At 70.1% G+C, this 20065-nt stretch carries 19 protein-coding genes; 14 read left to right on the plus strand and 5 right to left on the minus strand.

The window, feature by feature from the left end; translation table 11 throughout:
* The first annotated feature begins 259 nt into the window (after positions 1-259).
* Complete coding sequence (locus ATL45_RS31105; protein WP_170210402.1) at positions 260-718, plus strand: MarR family winged helix-turn-helix transcriptional regulator; 459 nt, start codon at positions 260-262, stop codon at positions 716-718.
* Between the two features lie 157 nt (positions 719-875).
* On the opposite strand, the gene ATL45_RS31110 is transcribed toward ATL45_RS31105, so the two are convergent.
* The 3 genes from ATL45_RS31110 to ATL45_RS39105 all read right to left on the minus strand — a co-directional run bounded on the left by ATL45_RS31110 (position 876) and on the right by ATL45_RS39105 (position 3055).
* Positions 876-1958 carry an alkene reductase gene (locus ATL45_RS31110; protein WP_093146150.1) on the minus strand — a complete coding sequence of 361 codons (1083 nt, stop codon included), beginning with the start codon at positions 1956-1958 and terminating at the stop codon, positions 876-878.
* A 184-nt stretch (positions 1959-2142) separates the two neighbouring features.
* Entirely contained in the window at positions 2143-2400 is a 258-nt protein-coding gene (locus tag ATL45_RS31115) for a hypothetical protein (RefSeq protein ID WP_093146149.1), read from the minus strand.
* 211 nt (positions 2401-2611) lie between these two features.
* Positions 2612-3055: a hypothetical protein gene (locus ATL45_RS39105; RefSeq protein WP_093146148.1), complete on the minus strand. Its 444-nt coding sequence runs from the start codon at positions 3053-3055 to the stop codon at positions 2612-2614.
* Positions 3056-3551: 496 nt separating this feature from the next.
* Between ATL45_RS39105 and ATL45_RS31125 the strand changes: the two genes are divergently transcribed.
* The 3 genes from ATL45_RS31125 (at position 3552) to ATL45_RS31135 (ending at position 6975) form a co-directional block, all read left to right on the plus strand.
* Entirely contained in the window at positions 3552-4013 is a 462-nt protein-coding gene (locus ATL45_RS31125; protein ID WP_143121530.1) for a MarR family winged helix-turn-helix transcriptional regulator, read from the plus strand.
* Positions 4014-4271: 258 nt separating this feature from the next.
* Complete coding sequence (locus ATL45_RS31130) at positions 4272-5771, plus strand: MDR family MFS transporter (RefSeq protein WP_093146146.1); 1500 nt, start codon at positions 4272-4274, stop codon at positions 5769-5771.
* Between the two features lie 136 nt (positions 5772-5907).
* Complete coding sequence (locus ATL45_RS31135) at positions 5908-6975, plus strand: alkene reductase (RefSeq protein WP_093146145.1); 1068 nt, start codon at positions 5908-5910, stop codon at positions 6973-6975.
* Between the two features lie 100 nt (positions 6976-7075).
* On the opposite strand, the gene ATL45_RS31140 is transcribed toward ATL45_RS31135, so the two are convergent.
* Positions 7076-7765, minus strand: a complete 690-nt coding sequence (locus tag ATL45_RS31140; RefSeq protein ID WP_211841335.1) for a hydrolase — start codon at positions 7763-7765, stop codon at positions 7076-7078.
* A 272-nt stretch (positions 7766-8037) separates the two neighbouring features.
* On the opposite strand from ATL45_RS31140, the gene ATL45_RS31145 reads away from it, so the two are divergent.
* From ATL45_RS31145 to ATL45_RS31180, 8 genes are all read left to right on the plus strand, one after another.
* On the plus strand, positions 8038-8334 hold the full coding sequence (locus ATL45_RS31145) for a putative quinol monooxygenase (RefSeq protein WP_093146143.1): 297 nt from the start codon (positions 8038-8040) through the stop codon (positions 8332-8334).
* A gap of 267 nt (positions 8335-8601) precedes the next feature.
* Positions 8602-9732 (plus strand): sensor histidine kinase, encoded by a 1131-nt coding sequence (locus ATL45_RS31150; protein WP_093146142.1) that lies wholly within the window; start codon positions 8602-8604, stop codon positions 9730-9732.
* Positions 9729-10394 (plus strand): response regulator, encoded by a 666-nt coding sequence (locus ATL45_RS31155; protein WP_093147283.1) that lies wholly within the window; start codon positions 9729-9731, stop codon positions 10392-10394. The genes ATL45_RS31150 and ATL45_RS31155 overlap by 4 nt, the downstream gene beginning before the upstream one ends.
* Before the next feature lie 114 nt (positions 10395-10508).
* Positions 10509-11765 carry a cytochrome ubiquinol oxidase subunit I gene (locus tag ATL45_RS31160; protein WP_093146141.1) on the plus strand — a complete coding sequence of 419 codons (1257 nt, stop codon included), beginning with the start codon at positions 10509-10511 and terminating at the stop codon, positions 11763-11765.
* A 10-nt stretch (positions 11766-11775) separates the two neighbouring features.
* Positions 11776-12552 (plus strand): cytochrome d ubiquinol oxidase subunit II, encoded by a 777-nt coding sequence (locus tag ATL45_RS31165; protein WP_093146140.1) that lies wholly within the window; start codon positions 11776-11778, stop codon positions 12550-12552.
* A complete protein-coding gene (cydD, locus tag ATL45_RS31170) occupies positions 12549-14141 on the plus strand; it encodes a thiol reductant ABC exporter subunit CydD (RefSeq protein ID WP_211841336.1) in 1593 nt (530 codons plus the stop codon). The genes ATL45_RS31165 and cydD overlap by 4 nt, the downstream gene beginning before the upstream one ends.
* Positions 14138-15934 (plus strand): thiol reductant ABC exporter subunit CydC, encoded by a 1797-nt coding sequence (gene cydC, locus ATL45_RS31175; RefSeq protein WP_093146139.1) that lies wholly within the window; start codon positions 14138-14140, stop codon positions 15932-15934. Before cydD ends, cydC begins: the two co-directional genes overlap by 4 nt.
* Entirely contained in the window at positions 15931-17250 is a 1320-nt protein-coding gene (locus tag ATL45_RS31180; RefSeq protein ID WP_093146138.1) for an amidase, read from the plus strand. Before cydC ends, ATL45_RS31180 begins: the two co-directional genes overlap by 4 nt.
* 31 nt (positions 17251-17281) lie before the next feature.
* Here the strand turns inward: ATL45_RS31180 and ATL45_RS31185 are convergent, their stop codons facing one another.
* Positions 17282-18361, minus strand: coding sequence for a tartrate dehydrogenase (locus tag ATL45_RS31185; protein ID WP_256258148.1), 1080 nt, complete (start codon positions 18359-18361; stop codon positions 17282-17284).
* Positions 18362-18473: 112 nt separating this feature from the next.
* Between ATL45_RS31185 and ATL45_RS31190 the strand changes: the two genes are divergently transcribed.
* Both ATL45_RS31190 and ATL45_RS31195 read left to right on the plus strand, forming a co-directional pair.
* Positions 18474-19457 (plus strand): PHP domain-containing protein, encoded by a 984-nt coding sequence (locus tag ATL45_RS31190; protein ID WP_093146136.1) that lies wholly within the window; start codon positions 18474-18476, stop codon positions 19455-19457.
* A 57-nt stretch (positions 19458-19514) separates the two neighbouring features.
* Positions 19515-20012 carry a MarR family winged helix-turn-helix transcriptional regulator gene (locus tag ATL45_RS31195; protein ID WP_093146135.1) on the plus strand — a complete coding sequence of 166 codons (498 nt, stop codon included), beginning with the start codon at positions 19515-19517 and terminating at the stop codon, positions 20010-20012.
* Positions 20013-20065: the final 53 nt, after the last annotated feature.

The raw sequence follows: 20065 nt of genomic DNA on the forward strand, positions 1-20065 counted from the left end.
CCGGACAGGTTCTGCTCGTTTGTCGCGCGTGCATGTAAATTTTGGCAGGTCTGCTGGTGTTCCCGACGAATTTGTGACGCAGGGTGTAGGCGTTTGCTGGAGAAGCCGCAGCTGCGATCCTCGGGTGTTGTGGCGGACCTGGTTCTGGTCGTAGTCCTGCATGCCTGGGGCCTGGGCCTGCGAACGGGTCCTGCTGGCTGGGTCCGGCGTCGGTGTGTCAGCGGATGCTTGCCGGTTCGTCGAGGTAAAATGGGTGGTCGTGGGGCGAGCGGTTGGTGCGAAGGTGTCGAGGCGGTACAAGGTCGCGGTGTGGCGATCGATGATGGAAGTCCACGCCACCGTGCTCAACGAGATCGAAGCCGATCTGGCGAACAAGCACGGGCTTTCGCTGAACGAGTTCGACGCCCTGATCAACATCCCCGCTGCCGGGGTCGGCTTCCGCGAGCTCACCGACCGGGTCATCTTGAGTCAGAGCGCGCTCAGCCGTCTCGTCGACAGGCTCGAAGCCAGGGGACTCGTCGTGCGGATCGGGGCGGAGGGCGACTCCCGTGCCGTGGACGTCGAGCTCACCGAGGAGGGGAAGAAGCTCGTGCGCAGTGCCGCCCGCACGAACGCGGCAGCGGTCGAGCGCGCGTTCGCAGACCGGCTCTCGAGTGAGGAGCTGGAATACCTGTACGAGGTGTTCTCCCGGCTGCTGGGCGGCCCGGTCGAGGTCTGAGCCTAGGAATCCGGAGCGCCGTATCCGAGTTGCCGTTATCGGGCGGAACTCGAGTCCTCGCAACGTAGGACGACGCGACGGGAAGCGCGGGGCGGACCGAGCCGTGCATCGTGTCCGCCCCGCGTTCAGCCGCTTGTGGGTGTGTTCAGCGTGAGTCTCAGCCGAGGGTCGGGTAGTCGGTGTAGCCGGTCCTACCGCCGCCGTAGAGACCTTCGGGGTTGATCGGGTTGAGCGGGCCGTTGATGCGGAAGCGCTCGACCAGGTCCGGGTTGGCGAGGAAGCCGCGGCCGAAGGAGATCAGGTCGGCGCCCCGTCGCAGCCACTGCTCGGCGTTCGCCCGGCCGGCGTCGGCCGGTGGCTCGGGGAAGGCGTTGAGGGGGTTGACCACGAGGATACCGGGCCAGGCAGCGCGGATCTTGTCGTTGACGTCCTCGTCGTCGGCGGCCACCAGGTGCACGTGCGCGAGGTCCAGCGGCGTCAGGGCGCCCAGCAGCGCCGGGTAGAGCTCCGTCGCGTCGGTGTCGGCGATGTCGTTGATCGGCTTGGCAGGGGAGATGCGCAACCCCACCCGGTCGGAGCCGATCGCGCCGGCCACGGCTTCCGCGACCTCGACGACGAAGCGGATGCGGCCCTGGACGGAGCCGCCGTAGGCGTCCGAGCGCTGGTTGCTGTTGGGGGCGAGGAACTGGTGCAGCAGGTAGCCCATCGCGCTGTGCAGCTCCACACCGTCGAACCCGGCCTCGACCGCACGGCGTGCGGCGTTGCTGAACTCCTCGACGATGGCGTGGATCTCGGAGATGGTCAGCTCCCGCGGCTCGACGAGATCCTGAGGTCCCGTCGGGGTGAAGATCTGCCCGTTCGCGCGGACGGCGGAGGGACCGACCGGGCGCAGGCCGTGCACGCTCGGGTGCCCCACCCGCCCGGAGTGCTGGATCTGGTTGAAGATGCGTCCACCTGCCGCGTGCACGGCGTCGGTGACCGCGCGCCACCCCGCCACCTGGGCATCGGTGTAGATGCCCGGGGTCCACGGATACCCCTGGCCTTGCACCGAGGGCTGCGTGCCCTCGGTGATGATCAAGCCGGCCGAAGCGCGCTGGGCGTAGTAGGTTGCCATGCTGGGTGAGGGGACGCCCTCCTGATCGGCGCGGCTGCGGGTCATCGCTGCCATCACCGTGCGATTGGGCAGATCCAGCCGACCAACGCGGATGGGTTCGAACAAGGACACGGGAATCTCTTTCATGCTCGGCCCGGCGGAGCGCTCCGGGTGTTGGGAAGGCGGCTGAACCTGTGGCAGGTGCGGCTCGTTGAACGTGGAAGAAGCGGGTTCACTCCGGATCGACGCATGCGAACGTCGATCGCTGTCCGCGCAGCGGCTTTCTGCTGTGCCGGGCGGATCCTGGGGAACCCGCCACAACGGCGCCGGATCACACGACCTTGAATCTCATGGCCGGGCCGGCGTTCGTGGTGCTGGCGCGGGTGGTCTCGTCGGTCGACTTGATCAGGAAGATGTGTGGCTTCCCGCCGCCCTCGGTCCGGCGCAGCGTGGTCGTGCGGTCGCGCCGGTGCCTGGCTTTCGACGTCGGCTTCCGCTGCTGAAAACGATTGGACACCAGTCCTGCGACACCGAGTGCCAACGGCAGTGACAGGACTCCCGTCAGGAGAAGTCGGTTGATCTGGAACATGGGAGAACACCTCGTGCTGCTCGAAAGTCGTGCTGATCGTCAACCGTCGGGGTGCGTCGCGCTGCCTCGACGGTTCGGCGGAGGAGAAACCCGCGTGGCGAACACGCATCCGGCTCGGCTGCAGCCGGAGTGGAGGTGAGGGGTGTGGTGGGTTCTCGGCGCCGACCGAGAACCCACCACGTGCTAACCCTCGGTGGTCAGCGAACCATGCTCATCGAACGATGTGCAGGCCGTGGCCGATCGGGCCGTGGTCCAGGAAGCACAGCTTGCCCTGGCCCTCGTGGTAGTGGCCCTGGACGTGGTGGAAGACCCAGCGGCCGTTGTTCCACCGGTGGTCCCAGCGGCCGTCGCGGTGGTTCCAGTGACCGTCGCGGTTCTCCACCCGCACCGACGCGCTGCTGTTGGCGTTGGCCGAGCCGTGCCCCCGAACCTGGGCCGACGCCTGGCTGTTGGCGTTGGCCGTGCCACGCCCCTGAACCTGGACAGATGCCTGGCTGTTGGCGTTGGCCGAGCCGCGGCCCTGAACCTGGGCGGAGGCCTGGCTCTCGACGCGGATGCTGGTGTCCTGTCCCTCGGCCGAAGCCACTCCGGCGATGCCGAGGGCGAGCGGGAGCGTCAGTGCTCCAGCGGCCAGCACACGATTGATCTTGCGCATCAGTAGTGCACCTCGTTGTGTCAGATCATCGAGATCTTGCTTGTTGGGCTCGCGACGTGGGTAGCTGATCCACATCGTTGGCCCGGTGGACGAGACCCGCATGCTGATCTCGTAATCGGCTCAACCCTCGGGATCCGGCGGGTAATCCCTGATGATCTGTGTTGTACAAGACGGAGTTTCTCCTTGATGGGCATCGGGTTTCTTCTCATAATCATGCGCCCGCATAGAAGTTATATGTATGTGCATTGAGATTTGAGGTGTGCGTTGAGGTCCGTGCGACAGGAGTGCCGCCCGTGGTCGCGGCCGGACTCCGGGAGGTGCCGGAAAGCCGTGGATCTCGATTCGCGGCCCTGGAAGTCCAACGCCGGGCCGATCGCGGACTGTCGGCGGACGACTACGATGCGATGCCCTCGATCGGGATCGGAAACCATGTGCAGAAGTGCCGACCGGCGTCCGCGCGCCTGACTTCGGCACGCCTGACCATCGGGGTAGATTGATGGCGAAGCGGGTTCGGGAGGCGTTGATGAGGCGGGGTACGAGGTCGGCCGGGGACGAGCGCGAGCTGATGATGCTCCTGCTCGGAGTCTTGGCCAGGCTGCGTGAGCACCTCGACTCGGCGGCTGACGATGTCGGCCTGAGCCTCCCCCAGGCGCACACGCTGTTGCGGCTGGAGCAGCCCCAGCGGATGGGCGAGCTCGCGGGCGCCCTGCATTGCGAACCCTCCCACGTGACTGCCATTGCGGACCTGCTCGAGGCGTCGGATCTGCTCGAGCGGCAGTCCGACCCGGCCGATCGCCGGGCCAAGCGGCTCGTGCTCACCGCGAAGGGGACGAAGCTGCGGGAGCGTCTGCTGGCGCGACTGGGAGAGGGTTTCCCGGTCGCGTCCGAACTCGATGCCGGGCAGCGGGACGTCTTGGCGGAGCTGCTGCGCGAGGCGCGGGATTCCTCCGGCGACTGACGTCGTGCGCCGCCGGCCGCGTTGACTCCGGTCGTGCGTCTACCAGGCCCTTGCTCGTCGAGCGGGGCTCGTTCCTGCGTGCCGTGCTCGGCCCCGGGTCGAATTACTTCACTCACAGAATGTTTCACCTGCTGAAGTAAGATGCTTCACTGACTGAAGCAAGTGACCCCGGTGGGGTGCGCTGCCTGCTGTTCTCCGCTGCCGACCGAGGCGTGGCCGGCGGGCAGGTCTGGGCCGCGATGTGGATGGAGTCCTGGGATGTTACGCGGTGTGCCGTACAAGTGGCTGGTTGCGATCGCCTTCGTGTTCGGGTTGTTCATGGAAGTCCTGGACATGACCGTGCTGAACACGGCACTGCCCGCCTTGGGGCGGCAGTTCGGAGTCGGTACCGAAAGCCTCCAGTGGCTGGTCACCGGCTATCTCGTGAGCATGGCCGTGTTCATCCCGGCATCGGGCTGGGTGGCCGACCGCTTTGGGTCCAAGCGGACGTTCTTGTTCGCCTTGGCGGTGTTCACCGCAGCGTCGCTGTGGGCCGGAGTCGCTGGTTCGCTGGCCGAGTTGGTGACGGCCAGGATCGTGCAGGGCGTGGGAGGCGGGCTTCTCACACCGGTCGGGACCGCGATGCTCTTCCGGGCGTTCCCGCCGGAGGAGCGCGCGCAGGCGTCGGCGATCCTGTCGATCCCGACCGGCATCGCGCCGGCTCTCGGACCGGTGCTGGGCGGATGGCTGGTCGACAACGTCGATTGGCGTTGGATCTTCCTGATGAAGGTGCCGATCGGCGTGGCCGGGATCGCCTTCACAGCGGCGGTGATCCGCGAGGAGCGAACCGACCACCCCGGACGCTTCGACGTCGTCGGGTTCCTGGCCGGTGGTGGAGCGCTCGCGCTGCTGCTGGTGGGACTCGATCAGGGAGTCCTCGGCGAGTGGAGCAGCGCATCCGTGTTCCTGCCGCTGATCGGGGGCGCCCTGCTCGCGGTCGTGTTCGTGATCGCTGAATTGCGCATCGCCGAGCCGATGATCGACCTCCGGCTGCTGCGCATCCGGCTGTTCCGCACCGGCAACCTGCTGATGCTGCCGTCGTCGGGCGCGCTGATGGGCACGCTCTTCCTGACCCCGTTGCTGCTGCAGTCGTTGCTGGGGCTGGACGCCACCGGGTCGGGATTGGTCACCATGTTCCAGGCGCTGGGGATGACGGCGACGATGCCGTTCGCCGGATGGCTGTACCAGCGGCTCGGTCCACGTTGGATGCTGACCGCCGGCTTCGTCGCCATCGCCGCGTCCGTCGCGGCGCTGCTCCCCATCGGCGTCGACAGCAGCCTGTGGGGTGTTCGGGTACCGATGCTCACGATGGGCATCGGCATGGCGTTGACGGTGATCGCGTTGCAGGCCGCGACCTTCGCGCAGGTGAGTCCGGCGGCGATGACCCGTGCGTCGTCGGTGTTCGCGACCACGCGTCAAGTGGCCGCTGCCGTGGGAGTCGCGCTCGTCGCCAGCATCCTGACGCTCCGGACCGATCAGCGAGTCGGCGGGCTGGCACCGGTGGTGACCGAAGCCGTCCGGCAGGACGCGATGCTCAGCGCCTTCCGCGACACGTTCCTCGTCGCCCTCGTGGTCGCCGTGCTCGGCCTGCTGATCGCGCTGCGCGTCCGCGATGCGGATGCGGCTGCGTCCATGCGATCGGCGAAACCGGCCGGTGAGGCGGCAGGAACCGCAGTGGGAAGTGGTCCGGAACAACTTCAAGCGCGATCGGGAAAGTAGCCCGGCAGAAGCCGGCGGCACCGCAGTGCCGCTCCGGGGAGGAAAGGCTCGCGGGTGCCTCGGTGCCGCGGGATGTGCGGTGCTCCGAGCCCGTTGTGTCGATCCTCCCTCGTATTCCGAGAATGGAGAGAAACAGATGACAACTGCGTTCAGCCCGTTTCAGCTCGGTGATGTGACGCTCCGAAACCGGATCGTCATGGCGCCCATGACCCGCACCCGCGCCGACGCGACCGACGGCACGCCCACCGAGCTCATGGCCGAGTACTACTCCCAGCGCGCGTCGGCCGGCTTGATCGTCACCGAGGGCGTTCAGCCGTCGGTCGTCGGCCAGGGATACCCGTTCACCCCGGGGCTGCACACCCAGGAGCAGGTGGCCGCTTGGCGCAAGGTGACCGACCGGGTGCACGCCGCGGGCGGCCGGATCTTCGCCCAGCTGATGCACACCGGACGCATCGGACACCCCAGCCTCCTCCCGGACGGTCTGATCCCGGTCGGTGCGTCCGCGGTCGCAGCGCAGACCCGGGTGTTCACGCCGAGCGGTCTGCAGGACTGCGTGACGCCCAAGGAGCTCTCGGAAGCCGAGATTCTCGACACGATCGATGACTTCGCCACCGCGGCCCGCCATGCGATCGAGGCCGGGTTCGACGGGGTGGAGCTGCACGGTGCGAATGGATACCTGCTGCACCAGTTCCTCGCGCCCAGCAGCAACCGCCGCACCGACGGCTGGGGTGGCTCCTTGGAAGGCCGGCTCCGCCTGACGGTCGAGACTGTCCGAGCCGTGGCCGAGGCCGTCGGCGGCCAGCGCACCGCGCTGCGGATCTCGCCGGGGAACCCGTTCAACGACATCAGCGAGGACGATCTCGAAACCACCTACGGCGCGCTGGTCGAGGCGATCAACCCCTTCGGCCTCGCCTACCTGCACATCGCCGAAACGGGAGGCCGGTCGTTGACCAACCTCCTGCGCAAGGCGTTCGACGGGACGTTCGTGCTCAACCCGAACACCCCGGGGCGTCCCACCGGTGTCGAGGAGCTCGAACTCCTGGAGGATGGCACTGCGGACCTGCTCAGCTACGGGGTTCTGTTCCTCGCCAACCCGGATCTTCCCGCCAGGCTGGCTGACGGTGGACCGTTCAACACCCCTGACCCGGACACGTTCTACGGCAGGGATGCCGCCGGTTACACGGACTACCCGAGCAAGAGCTGATACCGGTAGCTGAGAACGCGGCTCGAAGGCCCGGTGGGCGGCGGAACCCGCTGGCCGGGCCTTCGTACCGCGGTGATGTGCGATGTGTTGCGGTGCAGCGTTAGCCGCGGTCGTAGGCGAACTGCAGGCCGGCGGTGCCGCCGGTCTCGATGAACAGGCTCATGAATTGTTCGGCGGTTTCCTTCCGGGCCCAGTCGCGCTGGAGCTCGCACAGCAGTTGCACCCAGGTGATAGGTCGCGCTCCGGCCTGTTCGACTCGCCGCAGTGCGGCTTCGTGGGCGGACACCGATGTGCCGCCGACAGCGTCCACGACGGGGTAGATCTCGTAGCCCTCGCGCAAAGCGTCGAGCGTGGGGAAGGTCAGGCACGCCTCCGTCCACAGCGCCGTCATCACCAGCTTCTTGCGGCCGGTGGATTTGACCGCGTCGACGAACTCCCGGTCCTCCCAGGCGTTGATCGAGGTGCGGTCGTAGGTGGGGAGATCGTCGAGGATCTTCCGGAGTTGCGGGATCGGTGGCTTGTTCAGACCGGTCTCGACGTTGACCGTCGAGTGCACGATCGGCAGTTCGTAGGTGCGCGCGATCTTGGCCAGCCCGACGATGTTGTTGACGAGGAGCTGGCGGTCCATGGAATTGATCGAATTGACCTGGACCGGTTGGTAATCGATGATGACCACCGCTGCGTTCTTCGGCGTCAGCAGGGCGTCGGTCTCCGGATCGCGAATCTGTTCGCTAGTCACGCTGCCTCCCGGTGGATCGTTCTTTCCGTTTCGAGGAGTGTGGGTGCTCACCGGGGAGTGTCCTCCACGGCGCGGTGGTGCGCATAACGAGTGCCGAAGAATCCGGGGTGCAAGAAGAGCGCGTGCGGGGCTTTCTGTCCGGCGGGTAATTTATCACCAGATGTTCTGCGTGCCCCGTTGCGCGTCGACTGCGAAGCTCCGTGGCCAGATCGTTCAAAGGGGCGGCGCGCGGCGATTTCGGCTGGTAGTCGGCAGGGGTGGAAAGCTACACTCGCTGCGGCGAAGGGATTTTCGTCCTCGGGAAGGCTGGGGAGGGATGGAAAATGGGTGAACTCTTCATTGTCGCCGGATTGCGCGCCAAGGAGGGGAAGGATGACGAACTGCGTCGCGATCTGGCCGAATTGGTCGAACTCTCGCGTCAGGAGGAAGGAAGTATTCGATACGACCTGTTCGTCTCCCGGGATGAACCTGGGCTGTTCGTTCTCGTGGAACACTGGGCCAGCGAAGAAGCACGAAGCAAGCACCACAACGAGAGCTCGCACATCCAGCGTTTCCACGGCGACGGCAAGAGGAATGTGGAGAGGACGGAATTCTTCCACATGCTCGACCGCGTGGTGTGAGGCGGACGGCGGAAGAGTCCGACGAGAACGGCGAAGAGATCCTATGACGGGCTCAGCGTCCGGCAGTTCTTCCGCTCGCCCTCACGCGGCGGGCGATCATCTCTGATTTCACTCTGCCCGGCGCGTTCGGCGGGCTGTTCTTCGGCGGGGCCGTCCCTGTCAAGGCGAGGTGGTGCGGCTCCACGTGCTGGTGGCGACGATCCTGGTCGTGCTGGGAACGTCGCGCGGGCGGCTGTCCGGATCCGGTCTGCGCCTATCCTTCCGGGCATGACGGTTTTGCGGAGGTTGCCCGCCGCCGCGGTCGATCTGGCGCTGGCGGTGCTGATCGCGGCCGTGGTGCTGCTCTCCGCGCTGCTGAACTTCGCGGTCGACCGGGGAGGCCTGCGGCTCTTCGACGTGCTGATGGTCCTCGGCACCTGTGCCGTGCTGGTGCTGCGGCGGCGCTTTCCGATTCCCGTCGCGCTGGCGACGCTCGTGGGCTGCGTCGTCTACTACCCGCTCAGCACTGCCGACGGCCCGCTGCTGCTGGCGTTCGCGGTCGCGTTGTGCACGGTCGCCGCTGAAGGGCGCACTGCCGTGGCGGTGCTCTTGGCGGTGGTGGCGATGCTGTTCGTCGGCTACGGCGAGGTCGGCAGCGGGCAGCGGCATCTCGACGACACCTCGCTGTACCTGTTCGCCGGGTGGCTGGTCGCGGCGGTCGCGATCGGCGGCCTGGTCCACAACCGGCGTGCCTACCTGAACGAGGCCGAGCAGCGGATGCGCGCGGTGGAGCGGGAGAAGGAGGAAGAAGCGCGCTCGCGGGCCGGCGAGGAGCGGCTGCGCATCGCGCGGGAGCTGCACGACGCGCTCGGCCACCACCTCTCGCTGATCAACGTGCAGGCCGGTGCCGCGCTGCACCGCAGCGACACCGATCCCGCCCCTGCCCTGACCTCGATCAAGCAGGCCAGCAAGGAAGCGCTGCGCGAGCTGCGCGCCACGCTGGGCGTGCTGCGCCAGGTCGACAAGGCCGGCGTGCCGCCGGGACTGGCCCGGGTGGACGACCTGATCGCGCAGGCCCGCGCGACCGGGCTGGCGGTGCGCGTCGAGATCGACGGCGAAGTCCGCCCACTGCCGCCGGAAGTGGACCTCGCCGGGTACCGGATCGTGCAGGAGGCGCTGACCAACGTGACCAGACACGCCGACGCGCGCACGGCTTTCGTGCGCATCGGGTACTCCGGCCAAGATGTCCGGGTGCAGATCGACGACGACGGGAGCGCGGTGCCGGACGTGGAGCGGGGCAACGGGATTCGCGGCATGGAGGAGCGCGCCCGGGCGCTGGGCGGGGAGTTCACCGCCGGTTCCGCGCCGGACGGCGGTTTCCGGGTGCGGGCCGTCCTGCCGTGGCGGGCCGCGCGGTGATCCGGGTGCTGCTGGCCGACGACCAGACGCTGGTGCGCGCGGGCTTCCGGTCCATCCTGGAGGGCGAGGCCGACGTCGAGGTGACCGGCGAGGCCGCAGACGGCGCCGAGGCGGTGCGCCGCGCCGCCGAACTGCTCCCCGACGTGGTGCTGATGGACATCCGGATGCCGCAGCTCGACGGGCTGGAGGCGACCCGGCGGATCTGCGCCGACCCGCGCCTGGCGGCGGTGAAGGTGCTCATCCTGACCACCTTCGACGTGGACGACCACGTCTACGGTGCGCTGCGGGCCGGGGCGAGCGGATTCCTGGTCAAGGACACCGAGCCGACCGAGCTGATCCACGCGGTCCGCGTGGTGGCCCGCGGTGACGCGCTGCTGGCACCGGCCATCACCCGGCGGCTGATCGCGGAGTTCGCCGCGCGCAGCGACCGGCCCGCGCCCAGCCCGCGGCTGAGCTCGCTGACCGATCGCGAGCGGGAGGTGCTGGTGCTGGTGGCGCGTGGGCTGTCCAACAACGCGATCGCCGAGCGCCTGGTGCTCAGCCCGGCCACGGCCAAGACCCACGTCAGCCGGATCATGAGCAAGCTCGGGGTGCGCGACCGGGCGCAACTGGTCGTGCTGGCCTACGAATCGGCGCTCATCACGCCGGGCTGGCTGACGTGATCCGGGCACAACTCCAGGTGTAGGGGAGCGCCCCTAGGGGACAACCGGCGCGGTATCCGAAGTGTCCTCCGCGGCCCGACGTCCGGCGCCCGCCGCGGCGGCAGGCTGACGGGCATGGATCCGGAAACCCTCGACCTGGCGCGGCTGCAGTTCGCCCTGACCGCCGGCGGCCACTTCCTGTTCGTCGCGCTGACCATCGGGCTGGCGACGCTCGTGGCGTGCGTCCAGACCCGGGCGACGCTGTCGCGCAACCCGGTGCACGAGCGGATGACCCGGTTCTGGGGCCAGCTCTACGTGATCAACTACGCGGTGGGCATCGTCACCGGGCTGGTCATGGAGTTCCAGTTCGGACTGGCCTGGAGCGGGCTGATGCACCTGGCGGGCAACGTCATCGGCGCGTCGCTGGCGATGGAGGCGCTGGTCGCGTTCTTCGTGGAGTCGACGTTCCTGGGACTGTGGATCTTCGGCTGGGGGCGGCTGAACCGCTGGGTGCACCTCGGGCTGATCTGGGTCGTCGCGCTCACCGCGTACGCCTCGGCGTACTGGATCCTGGTGACCAACGGATTCCTGCAGAACCCGGTGGGCTACGAGCGGGCCGGTGCGGTGCTGCGGCTGACTGACGCGGGGGCGGTGCTGAGCAATCCGGCCGCCACTACGGCGTTCTGGCACATCTTGGGTGGATCTCTGGTCACCGCAGGAGTTTTCGTGGCGGGTATCAGCGCGCTGCACCTGTTCCGCCGGACCGCCGACGTGGAGCTGTTCACCAAATCGCTGCGCATCGGCCTGTTCACCGCGCTGCCCGCGCTGTTCGTGACGGTGATCGCCGGCGGGATGCAGTTCGGCCACCTCCAGCCGATGAAGCTCGCGGTGTTCAACCAGAGCGCCACGCGGATCGCGGAGCTGCAGGCCGAGCGGGTCGCGCGTTTCGGCCCGGGTGACTACGTGCCGCCGGAGACCTGGACCAGGGTTGGCGGGATCGTGATGTTCCTGGCCTTCGCGCTGCTGCTCTACTTGCTGGTGCCCAGCGTGCTGCTCGCGTTCTTCAGACCGGTGGTGCGGCGGTTCCGGTTGTGGCACCTGGTGCTGGTGGCGGCGATCCCGCTGCCCTTCCTGGCGATGATCTCGGGCTGGGTGTTCCGCGAGATGGGCCGCCAGCCGTGGGTCATCGACGGTGTCCTGCGCGTCGAGGACGCGGTCTCCGACGTCCCGGCCGCGGCGATGCGCACCTCCCTGCTGGTCTTCACCGTCCTGTTCGGACTGCTGCTGGTGCTCAACTGGTTCCTGCTGCTGCGCCAAGCGGTCCGCGGCCCCGACGCGGTGGCGCTGGGCCGGATTCCCGAAGAACCCCGTCCGATGTCCGCCACGTTCTGAGGAGCGAATCGTGGAACTGCTGGCTGTTGCGGTGCTGGGCGTGTTCGCCCTCGGGTACTTCCTGCTGGGTGGTGCGGACATCGGGGTGGGCATGCTGCTGCCCGCGCTGGGGCGCGACGCGCGGCAGCGCAGGCTGGTGATCACAGCCATCGCGCCGTTCTTCCTCGGCAACGAGGTGTGGCTGGTGGCCACGGCGGGGATCCTGGTCGGTTCCTTCCCCGCGCTCGAAGGCGAACTGCTCACCGGCTTGTTCCCCGCCGTGGTGCTGCTGCTGGTCGGCTGGATCGTGCGCGACGTGGGGCTGTGGTCGCGGGGCCGGGTCAAAGGCCGCGCGTGGTGCGCGGGCTGCGATGCGGCGATCACCGGCGGCAGCTGGGTCGTGGCGCTGAGCTGGGGCTGGATGTTCGCCGGGCTGCTCGCGGGCCAGATCCACGAGGTGGTCACCGGCCCCGGGGCGCTGCTGACCGCGGTCGCGATCGCGATGCTGTTCGCCGTGCACGGCCTGGCCTTCGCCCGGCTCCGGCTGTCCGGGCCGCCGCACCAGCGCGCGAGTGCGCTGTTCGGGCGCTGCGGGGAGCGGCCGGGGCTGGCGCTCACGTCCGCCGCGCTGGTGCTGCTGTGCCTGGCGGTCGGATTCCGCCTGCCGCTGCAGGAGAACGCCGCCGACCCGGGCACGCTCGGTCTGCTGCTGCCCGCCGTGCTCGTGCTCATGCCGTTCCTGATCGCCGCCCAGGTCTTGGTGTGGTGGACGTTCCGGGCCCGGGTGGAAAGGCCGCTGTACCTGTGAACAAGCGACTCCTGGGCCTGGTGTCCCGCCGAACCCGGATCTCGGTGGCGGCGGTCGCACTGCTGCAGGCCGGTGTGATCATCGCGCAGGCGGACCTGCTCGCGCGCGCCATCGCGCAGCTCGACGCCGGTTACCTGCTGTGGCTCGCCGGAGCCGTCGTGCTGCGTGCGGGTGCAACGTGGTGCAGCAACGCCCTGGTGCACCGAGCTGCCGCGGACGTCAAGGCCGACCTGCGCGGCGCGCTTTTCGCCCGGGCTGCGGCGCAACGGTCCAGCGGGGCGTTCAACACGTTGATCACGAAGGGGATCGACGCGCTGGAACCGGTGATCACCGGGGTGCTGCCGCAGCTGGCGGTGGCGGTGCTCGTGCCACCGGTCGTGCTCGTGCGGCTCGGGCTGGCCGACTGGTCGTCGGCGTTGATCGTGGCGTTGACGATTCCGCTGATCCCGCTGTTCGGCGCCCTGATCGGCCTGCGGACGCGCGATGTGACGGCGAACCAGTGGGCGCACCTGCAGCGGCTCGGCGGGCACTTCCGGGACGTGCTGGCCGGGTTGAGCACGCTGCGCGTGTTCGGGCGCGCCGAGCACCAGGCCGCGGTGATCGGGCGGATGGCCGATGAGCACCGCTCGGCGACGATGCGGGCGCTGCGGGTGGCCTTCCTGTCGGGTTTCGCGCTGGAGCTGGTGTCGTCGCTGGCGGTCGCGCTGGTCGCGGTACCGGTCGGACTGCGGTTGCTGTCCGGCGGGATGGACCTGACCACGGCGCTGGTGGTGCTGCTGCTGACACCGGAAGCGCTGCTGCCGCTGCGGGCGCTCGGCACCAGGTTCCACGCTGCCGAGGAGGGCGTGGCGGCGGCGGAGCAGGTCTTCGAGGTCCTGGACGCCCCGACCGCCGAACAGGGCGGGACGCGGCGAGGGGCCACTGCGGGTGAGATCCGCTTCGAGGAGGTGAGCGTGCACTTCCCCGGCCACGAGGCTCCGGTGCTGGACCAGGTGTCGTTCGTGATCAGCCCGGGGGAGCGGGTGGCGCTGGTCGGGCCCAGCGGCGCCGGTAAGTCCACGGTCCTGCACCTGCTGCTCGGATTCGTCCGGCCGACCTCGGGACGGGTGCTGGTGGACGGTGTCGACCTGTGCGAACTCGACGTGGCGGACTGGCGCCGCCGGTTGGCGTGGGTGCCGCAGCACCCGCACCTGTTCGCCGGGACGATCGCCGACAACATCCGACTCGGCGCGCCCGGTGCCGCGATGCCGGAGGTCCGGGCGGCCGCCCGAGCGGCGCACGCGGCGGAGTTCATCGAGCAGCACCCGGACGGCTACCGAGCCCTGTTGGGCGATCGCGGTGCCGAACTCTCCGCGGGCCAGCGGCAACGCGTGGCGATCGCCCGCGCCTACCTCAAGAACGCGCCGATCGTCCTGCTCGACGAACCCACCGCGCGGCTGGACCTGCACGCCGAAGCAGCGCTGGCGGCCTCGGCCGGGGAAGTGCTGCACGAGAAGACCGCCATCGTGGTGGCGCACCGACCAGCGCTGCTGGCAGCCGTGGACCGGGTGATCCGCCTGCGCAGCGGATCGGTGGAGGTGGCGGCATGAGCGGATCTGTGCCGACCCCGTGCCCGAATGCACCTCGGGGGAACGTGACGCAACCCAGCCACAAGAAGCCGCAGAACGCGAGATTGCTCCTGGGCGTGATCACCACTGTGAATCGCGGAGAGGGGGAACAGCTCCGCTGGCCGCGATTGCTGGCGGCAGTGGGAGCGGGGGTAGCTGCCGAGCTGTGCGCCGTGGGGCTGATGGCGCTGGCGGCCTGGCTCATCACCCGCGCCGCCGAGCAGCCCGCGCTGTCGGCGTTGAGCCTGGCCATCGTCGGGGTCCGCGCGTGCGCGCTGGCTCGCGGCGCGTTCCGCTACCTGGAGCGCCTGGCCGGGCACGACGCCGCGCTGCGGGCAGTCGCGCGGCTGCGTCCCGAGGTGTTCCGGGCCAGGCTGGGACGACCGGCGCTGCGCGACGGAGATGCCCTGTCCCGCTTGGTGTCCGACGTCGACAGCGTCCAGGAGCTGCTGCTGCGCTGCCTGTCCCCGGCGTTGGTCGCACTGGTCGTCGCCACCGGATCGGTCCTGGCCTGCACCGCTGTGGTCCCGGACGCCGGGCCGGTGCTGGCCGGTGGTCTGCTGGTCGCGGCCGTGGTGCTGCCCGCGTTCGCCGTGCTGGCCCACCGCCGTGACCGCAGCGCCGCCGATCGGGCCGAACTGGCCATCGCCGCCGCCGATCTCGTGGACGGAGCTCGCGAGCTCGCCGCTTTCGGTGCGGTGCCCGCAGCGGTGTCGCGCGCCGAGCGGCACGCAGCTCGGATGCGGCGGCGTGATGGTGAATCGGCCCGCAGCGGGGCTGCGCTGCTGGCGGGTGGTGTCGTGGTGCAGGGCATGACGGCTGTGGCCGTGACCTGGACCGCGCTGCTCGCCGGTCAGCCGCAGACGAGTGCGGCAGTGGTGGGTTTCCTGGCGCTGGCGGCATTCGAGACCGTCCTCCCGCTGACCGATGCCGCGCGCCGCTGGAGCGAACACGTCCCGGCGCTGCGGCGGATCACGGAGCTGCTCGCCGAGCCGCCCATCTCGCTGCCGCCAGCGAACGCGGAAATCCTGGCGCTGCACGACGTTTCGGTGCACTACGACCGGCCCGCGCTGAACAACGTGGATCTGACCGTCGAACCCGGCCGAGCGGTGGCGGTCGTCGGCGCCAGCGGGGCCGGCAAGAGCACGCTGCTCGGCGTCATGGCCGGGCTCGTGCCGCCGACGGCGGGCCACGTCGAACGGCCGGAAACCCGTGCGGTGACCCAGGACGCGCACGTCTTCAGCACCACCATCCGGGACAACCTGCTGCTGGCCGCACCGGATGCCACCGAGCCCGAGCTGGAACGCGCGGTCGAGCAGGCCGGTCTGCTCGACTGGATCCGCCAGCAGCCGGCAGGTTTCGGCACCTTCGTCGGCGAGTCCGGGCAACCGCTCTCCGGCGGCCAACGACAACGCCTCCTGCTGGCGCGGGCGCTGCTGGCCGAGCCGGACGTGCTGCTGCTCGACGAGCCGACCGAGGCGCTGGAACCCGAACTGGCCGACGAGATCCTGACCCGCGTCCTGCGCACCAGAGCCGGGCGGAGCACCGTCGTGGTGACGCACCGCCTGGCCCGGCTCGCCGAGTTCGACGAGATCCTGGTGCTCGACGCCGGGCGGATCGTGCAGCGCGGCCCGCACCGGGAACTGGTCGCGGAACCGGGGCCGTTCCGGGACCTGTGGGAAGCCGAGGCGTTGACGGACTCGGTGATCCGGCCGCAGGATGATCTCCGTCGCCGCGCCGCGGCGCTCACCGGGAGAGGGGTGCGCGACCGTTGACCCAGGGGTTCTTCGCCGAGCTGACCACCACCGAACTCGCCGGACGGCTGCGCGCGGGCGAGACCAGCGCGGTCGAGCTCACCACGGCCGCGCTGCGCGCCATCGCGGAGCTCGACGGCGAGCTCAACGCCTTCACCGCGGTCGACCACGACGGCGCGGTGAAGGCCGCGGAGAAGGCCGACGCCGAACTGGCCGAAGGCCTGGACCGCGGGCCGCTGCACGGCATCCCGGTGGCGGTCAAGGACATCATCGAGGTCGCCGGGCTGCCCACCACGATGGGCTCGGCGCACTTCGCCGACCACGTGTCCACATCGGACGCAGAATGCGTGCGGCGGTTGCGGGCGGGCGGCGCGGTGCTGGTCGGCAAGACCACCACGCACGAGTTCGCCTTCGGCCCGACCGGGGACAGCGCGCACGGCGGCCCGTCCCGCAACCCGCACGATCCCACCCGCATCACCGGCGGCTCCAGCGGTGGCAGCGGCGCCGCGGTCGCCGCCGGGATGGTGCCGCTGGCGCTGGGCACCGACACCGGCGGATCGGTGCGCATCCCGGCCGCGCTGTGCGGGGTGGTGGGGTTCAAACCGGCCTTCGGCGCGATCCCGGTCGACGGGGTGTTCCCGCTGGCGCAGTCGCTGGACCACGTCGGAGTGCTCGCCCGCAGCCCGCAGGACTGCCGCGCCGCCTACCGGGTGCTGGCCGGACTGCGCGACGCGCCGAGCCGGGAACGCGGTGAGACCGCGACCATCGGCTGGCTCGACCCGGACCTGCTGCACCCGGCGGACCCGGAGGTCACCCGGATCGCCCGCGCCGCGCTGGACGGGCTGACCGTGCGGGACGCCGAGCTCCGCGATCCGGAGCTGGCGCGCAGCGCCTACCAGGGCATCCAGGCCAGCGAGGCCTACGCCAACCACGCGGAGCGCCTCGCCGAGCACCCCGAGCTCTACACCGGTGACGTCCGGGACCGGTTGCGCGACTCGGCGCGGATCGCGGGCTGGCAGCACGTGCGGGCGCTGGCCGCGCGCGACCGGTGGCGCCGGGAGGTCGGTGAGCTGCTGACCGGCGTCGACCTGCTGGCCCTGCCGACGACCTGCGTGACCGCCACCGAGGTCGGCCAGCGCGAGATCACCATCGGCGGTGCCGGAACGCGTGTGTTCACCGCGCTGCTCGGGCTGACCAGCCCGTGGAACGTCGCCGGAGTGCCGGCGGTGTCGGTCCCGGCGGGCACGCTCGGCGGGCTCCCGGTGGGCCTCCAGCTCGTCGGCAGGCCCGGGCAGGAGGACCTCCTGCTGGCCGTCGCGTCCCGGATCGGCGGCTGACGGGGCGCGGCGGAACCGCGCCCCGCCCGGATCAGCCCTCGACCGCCTCGGCGATGGCCTTGCCCAGCTCCTCGGTGGTCGCCTTCCCGCCGAGATCCGGCGTGCGCGGGGCCGACTCGTCGGCGAGGACGCGCTCGATCGCGCCGACCACGTCGGCACCGGCCTCCGCCAGCCCGAGGTGGTCCAGCATCATCGCCGCCGACCAGATCTGGCCGATCGGGTTGGCGATGCCCCGCCCGGCGATGTCCGGCGCCGAACCGTGCACCGGCTCGAACGTCGACGGGTAGGTGCGCTCCGGGTTGATGTTGCCCGACGGGGCCACCCCGATCGTGCCGGTCACGCCCGGGCCCAGGTCGGAGAGGATGTCGCCGAAGAGGTTGCTGGCCACCACCACGTCGAAGCGCTCCGGGGTCATCACGAACCGGGCGCACAGGATGTCGATGTGGTCCTGGTCGACGGTCACCTCCGGGTACTCCGCGGCGATCGCGGCGAACCGCTCGTCCCAGTACGGCATCGAGTGGTAGATCCCGTTGGACTTGGTCGCCGAGGTCACGTGCGGTTTGCCCAGCTCGCGCGCCAGCTCGAAGGCGTAGCGCATGATCCGGTCGGTGCCGCGCCGGGTGAACGCCGCGGTCTGCAGCACCATCTCGGTCGGGGTGCCCTCGCCCTGCCTGCCGCCCAGCTGCGAGTACTCGCCCTCGGTGTTCTCCCGCACCACCCAGAAGTCGATGTCGCCCGGCTGCTTGTCGCGCACCGGCGGCGTCACGCCCGGCAGCAGCCGCACCGGCCGCAGGTTGACGTACTGGTCGAACTCCCGCCGGATCGGCAGCAGCAGCCCCCACAGTGAGATGTGGTCGGGCACGCCGGGCCAGCCGACCGCGCCGAGCAGGATCGCGTCGTGGTCGCGCAGCCTGTCCAGCCCGTCGGCGGGCATCATCGAGCCGGTGCTCTTGTACGTCTCGCAGCTCCAGTCGAAGTGCCGGTAGCCGAACCGCACCCCGTACTTCGCGCCGACCACGTCGAGCACCCGCAACGCCTCAGGCATGACCTCGTTGCCGATCCCGTCACCGGGCAGCACCGCGAGTTCGTACTGCTGCACTCTCCACCTCACCTCTCGGTCCTTGACGTTCTCGTGGCCATCTAACGCCCCGCTCCGGGCACGGGCCAAGGCCCGGGCGGGAATCGCCTGGCGGCGCGGCCGCGCAGCGACTACCAATGACCACGTGAATGCGGCACGGGCATTGCGCGAAATCGCCTTCTGGCTGGAACGGGCCGGTGCGCCGACCTACCGGGTCAGGGCGTTCCGGCGGGCCGCCGCGGTCGTCGACGAGCTGCCGGACCTCGACGACCGGGTGGCCTCGGGGCGGCTGACGGCGCTGGAGGGCATCGGCCGGACGACCGCGGCGGTGATCGAGGAGGCGCACCGCGGCCAGACTCCGGCATACCTGGCCAAACTCCGGTCCGAAGTGGACGTGCCGGAGCGCGGCGCGGAGCTGCGGGCGGCGCTGCGCGGCGACTGCCACACGCATTCGGACTGGTCCGACGGCGGCAGCCCGATCGCGGAGATGGCCACCGCCGCCCGCGACCTCGGCCACGAGTGGATCGCGCTGACCGACCACTCGCCGCGGCTGAAGGTGGCGCGCGGCCTGTCGGCGGACCGGCTCCGCGAGCAGCTGGACGTCGTCGCCGAGCTCAACCAGCGGCTGGCACCGTTCCGCATCCTGACCGGCATCGAGGTCGACATCCTCTCCGACGGCTCGCTCGACCAGGAGGAGGAGCTGCTGGCCCGGCTCGACGTCGTGGTGGCCAGCGTGCACTCCGAACTGCGGATGCCCGCCGACGAGATGACCCGCCGGATGTGCGCGGCGGTGTCGAACCCGCACGTGGCCGTGCTCGGGCACTGCACCGGCCGCCTGATCGGCGCGGGCAAGAAGCGTCCGCAGTCGGCCTTCGACGCGACCGCGGTGTTCCAGACCTGCCGCGACCACGGCGTCGCCGTGGAGATCAACTCGCGGCCGGACCGGCTGGACCCGCCCCGCGAGCTGATCCGGCTCGCCCGCGACATCGGCTGCCTGTTCAGCATCGACTCCGACGCGCACGCGCCCGGGCAGCTGGACTGGCTGGCCTACGGCTGCGCCCGCGCCGAGGAGTGCGGCGTGCCCGCTGACCGGGTGATCAACACCCGCACCGCCGACCGGTTGCGATGAGGTTCACGGGCGGCCTGAGCAGGTCTGATGGGTGAAAGTTCAAGATATGCTGGCCCGGTGACCGAACCCAGATGGCTCAGCGATGAACAGCAGTGCGCTTGGCGGAAGTTCGCCGCGCTGATGACGGTCGTCCCCGCCAAGCTCGACGCGCAGCTGCAGCGGGACGCCGGGCTGACCCACTTCGGCTACTGGGTGCTGGCCATGCTCTCCGAACACCCCGACCGCGCGCTGCGGATGAGCGACCTGGCGGCCCGGGCCAACGCCTCGCCCTCACGGGTTTCCCACGTGGTCGCCCGGCTGGAGCAGCGGGGCTGGGTGCGCAGGCAGCGCGCCAGCGGCGACGGCCGCGGCAACGTCGCCGAGCTCACCGACGCCGGCCACGAGAAGGTGGTGGCGACCGCGCCGGGACACGTGGCGAAGGTCCGCGATCTGGTCTTCGACGGCCTCACCGACGACCAGGTGCGCCAGCTCGACGAGCTCTGCGCGGCGGTGCTGGCGCACCTCGACCCCGAGGGCACCATCACCACCACCACCACCCCGCCCCGGCCGGAGTGACCGGAGCGGGGCGGTCATACATAAGGCCGGGGATCCGCCGTCCAGGCGGGCGC

This window comes from Saccharopolyspora antimicrobica, assembly GCF_003635025.1.
Lineage (GTDB): Bacteria > Actinomycetota > Actinomycetes > Mycobacteriales > Pseudonocardiaceae > Saccharopolyspora > Saccharopolyspora antimicrobica.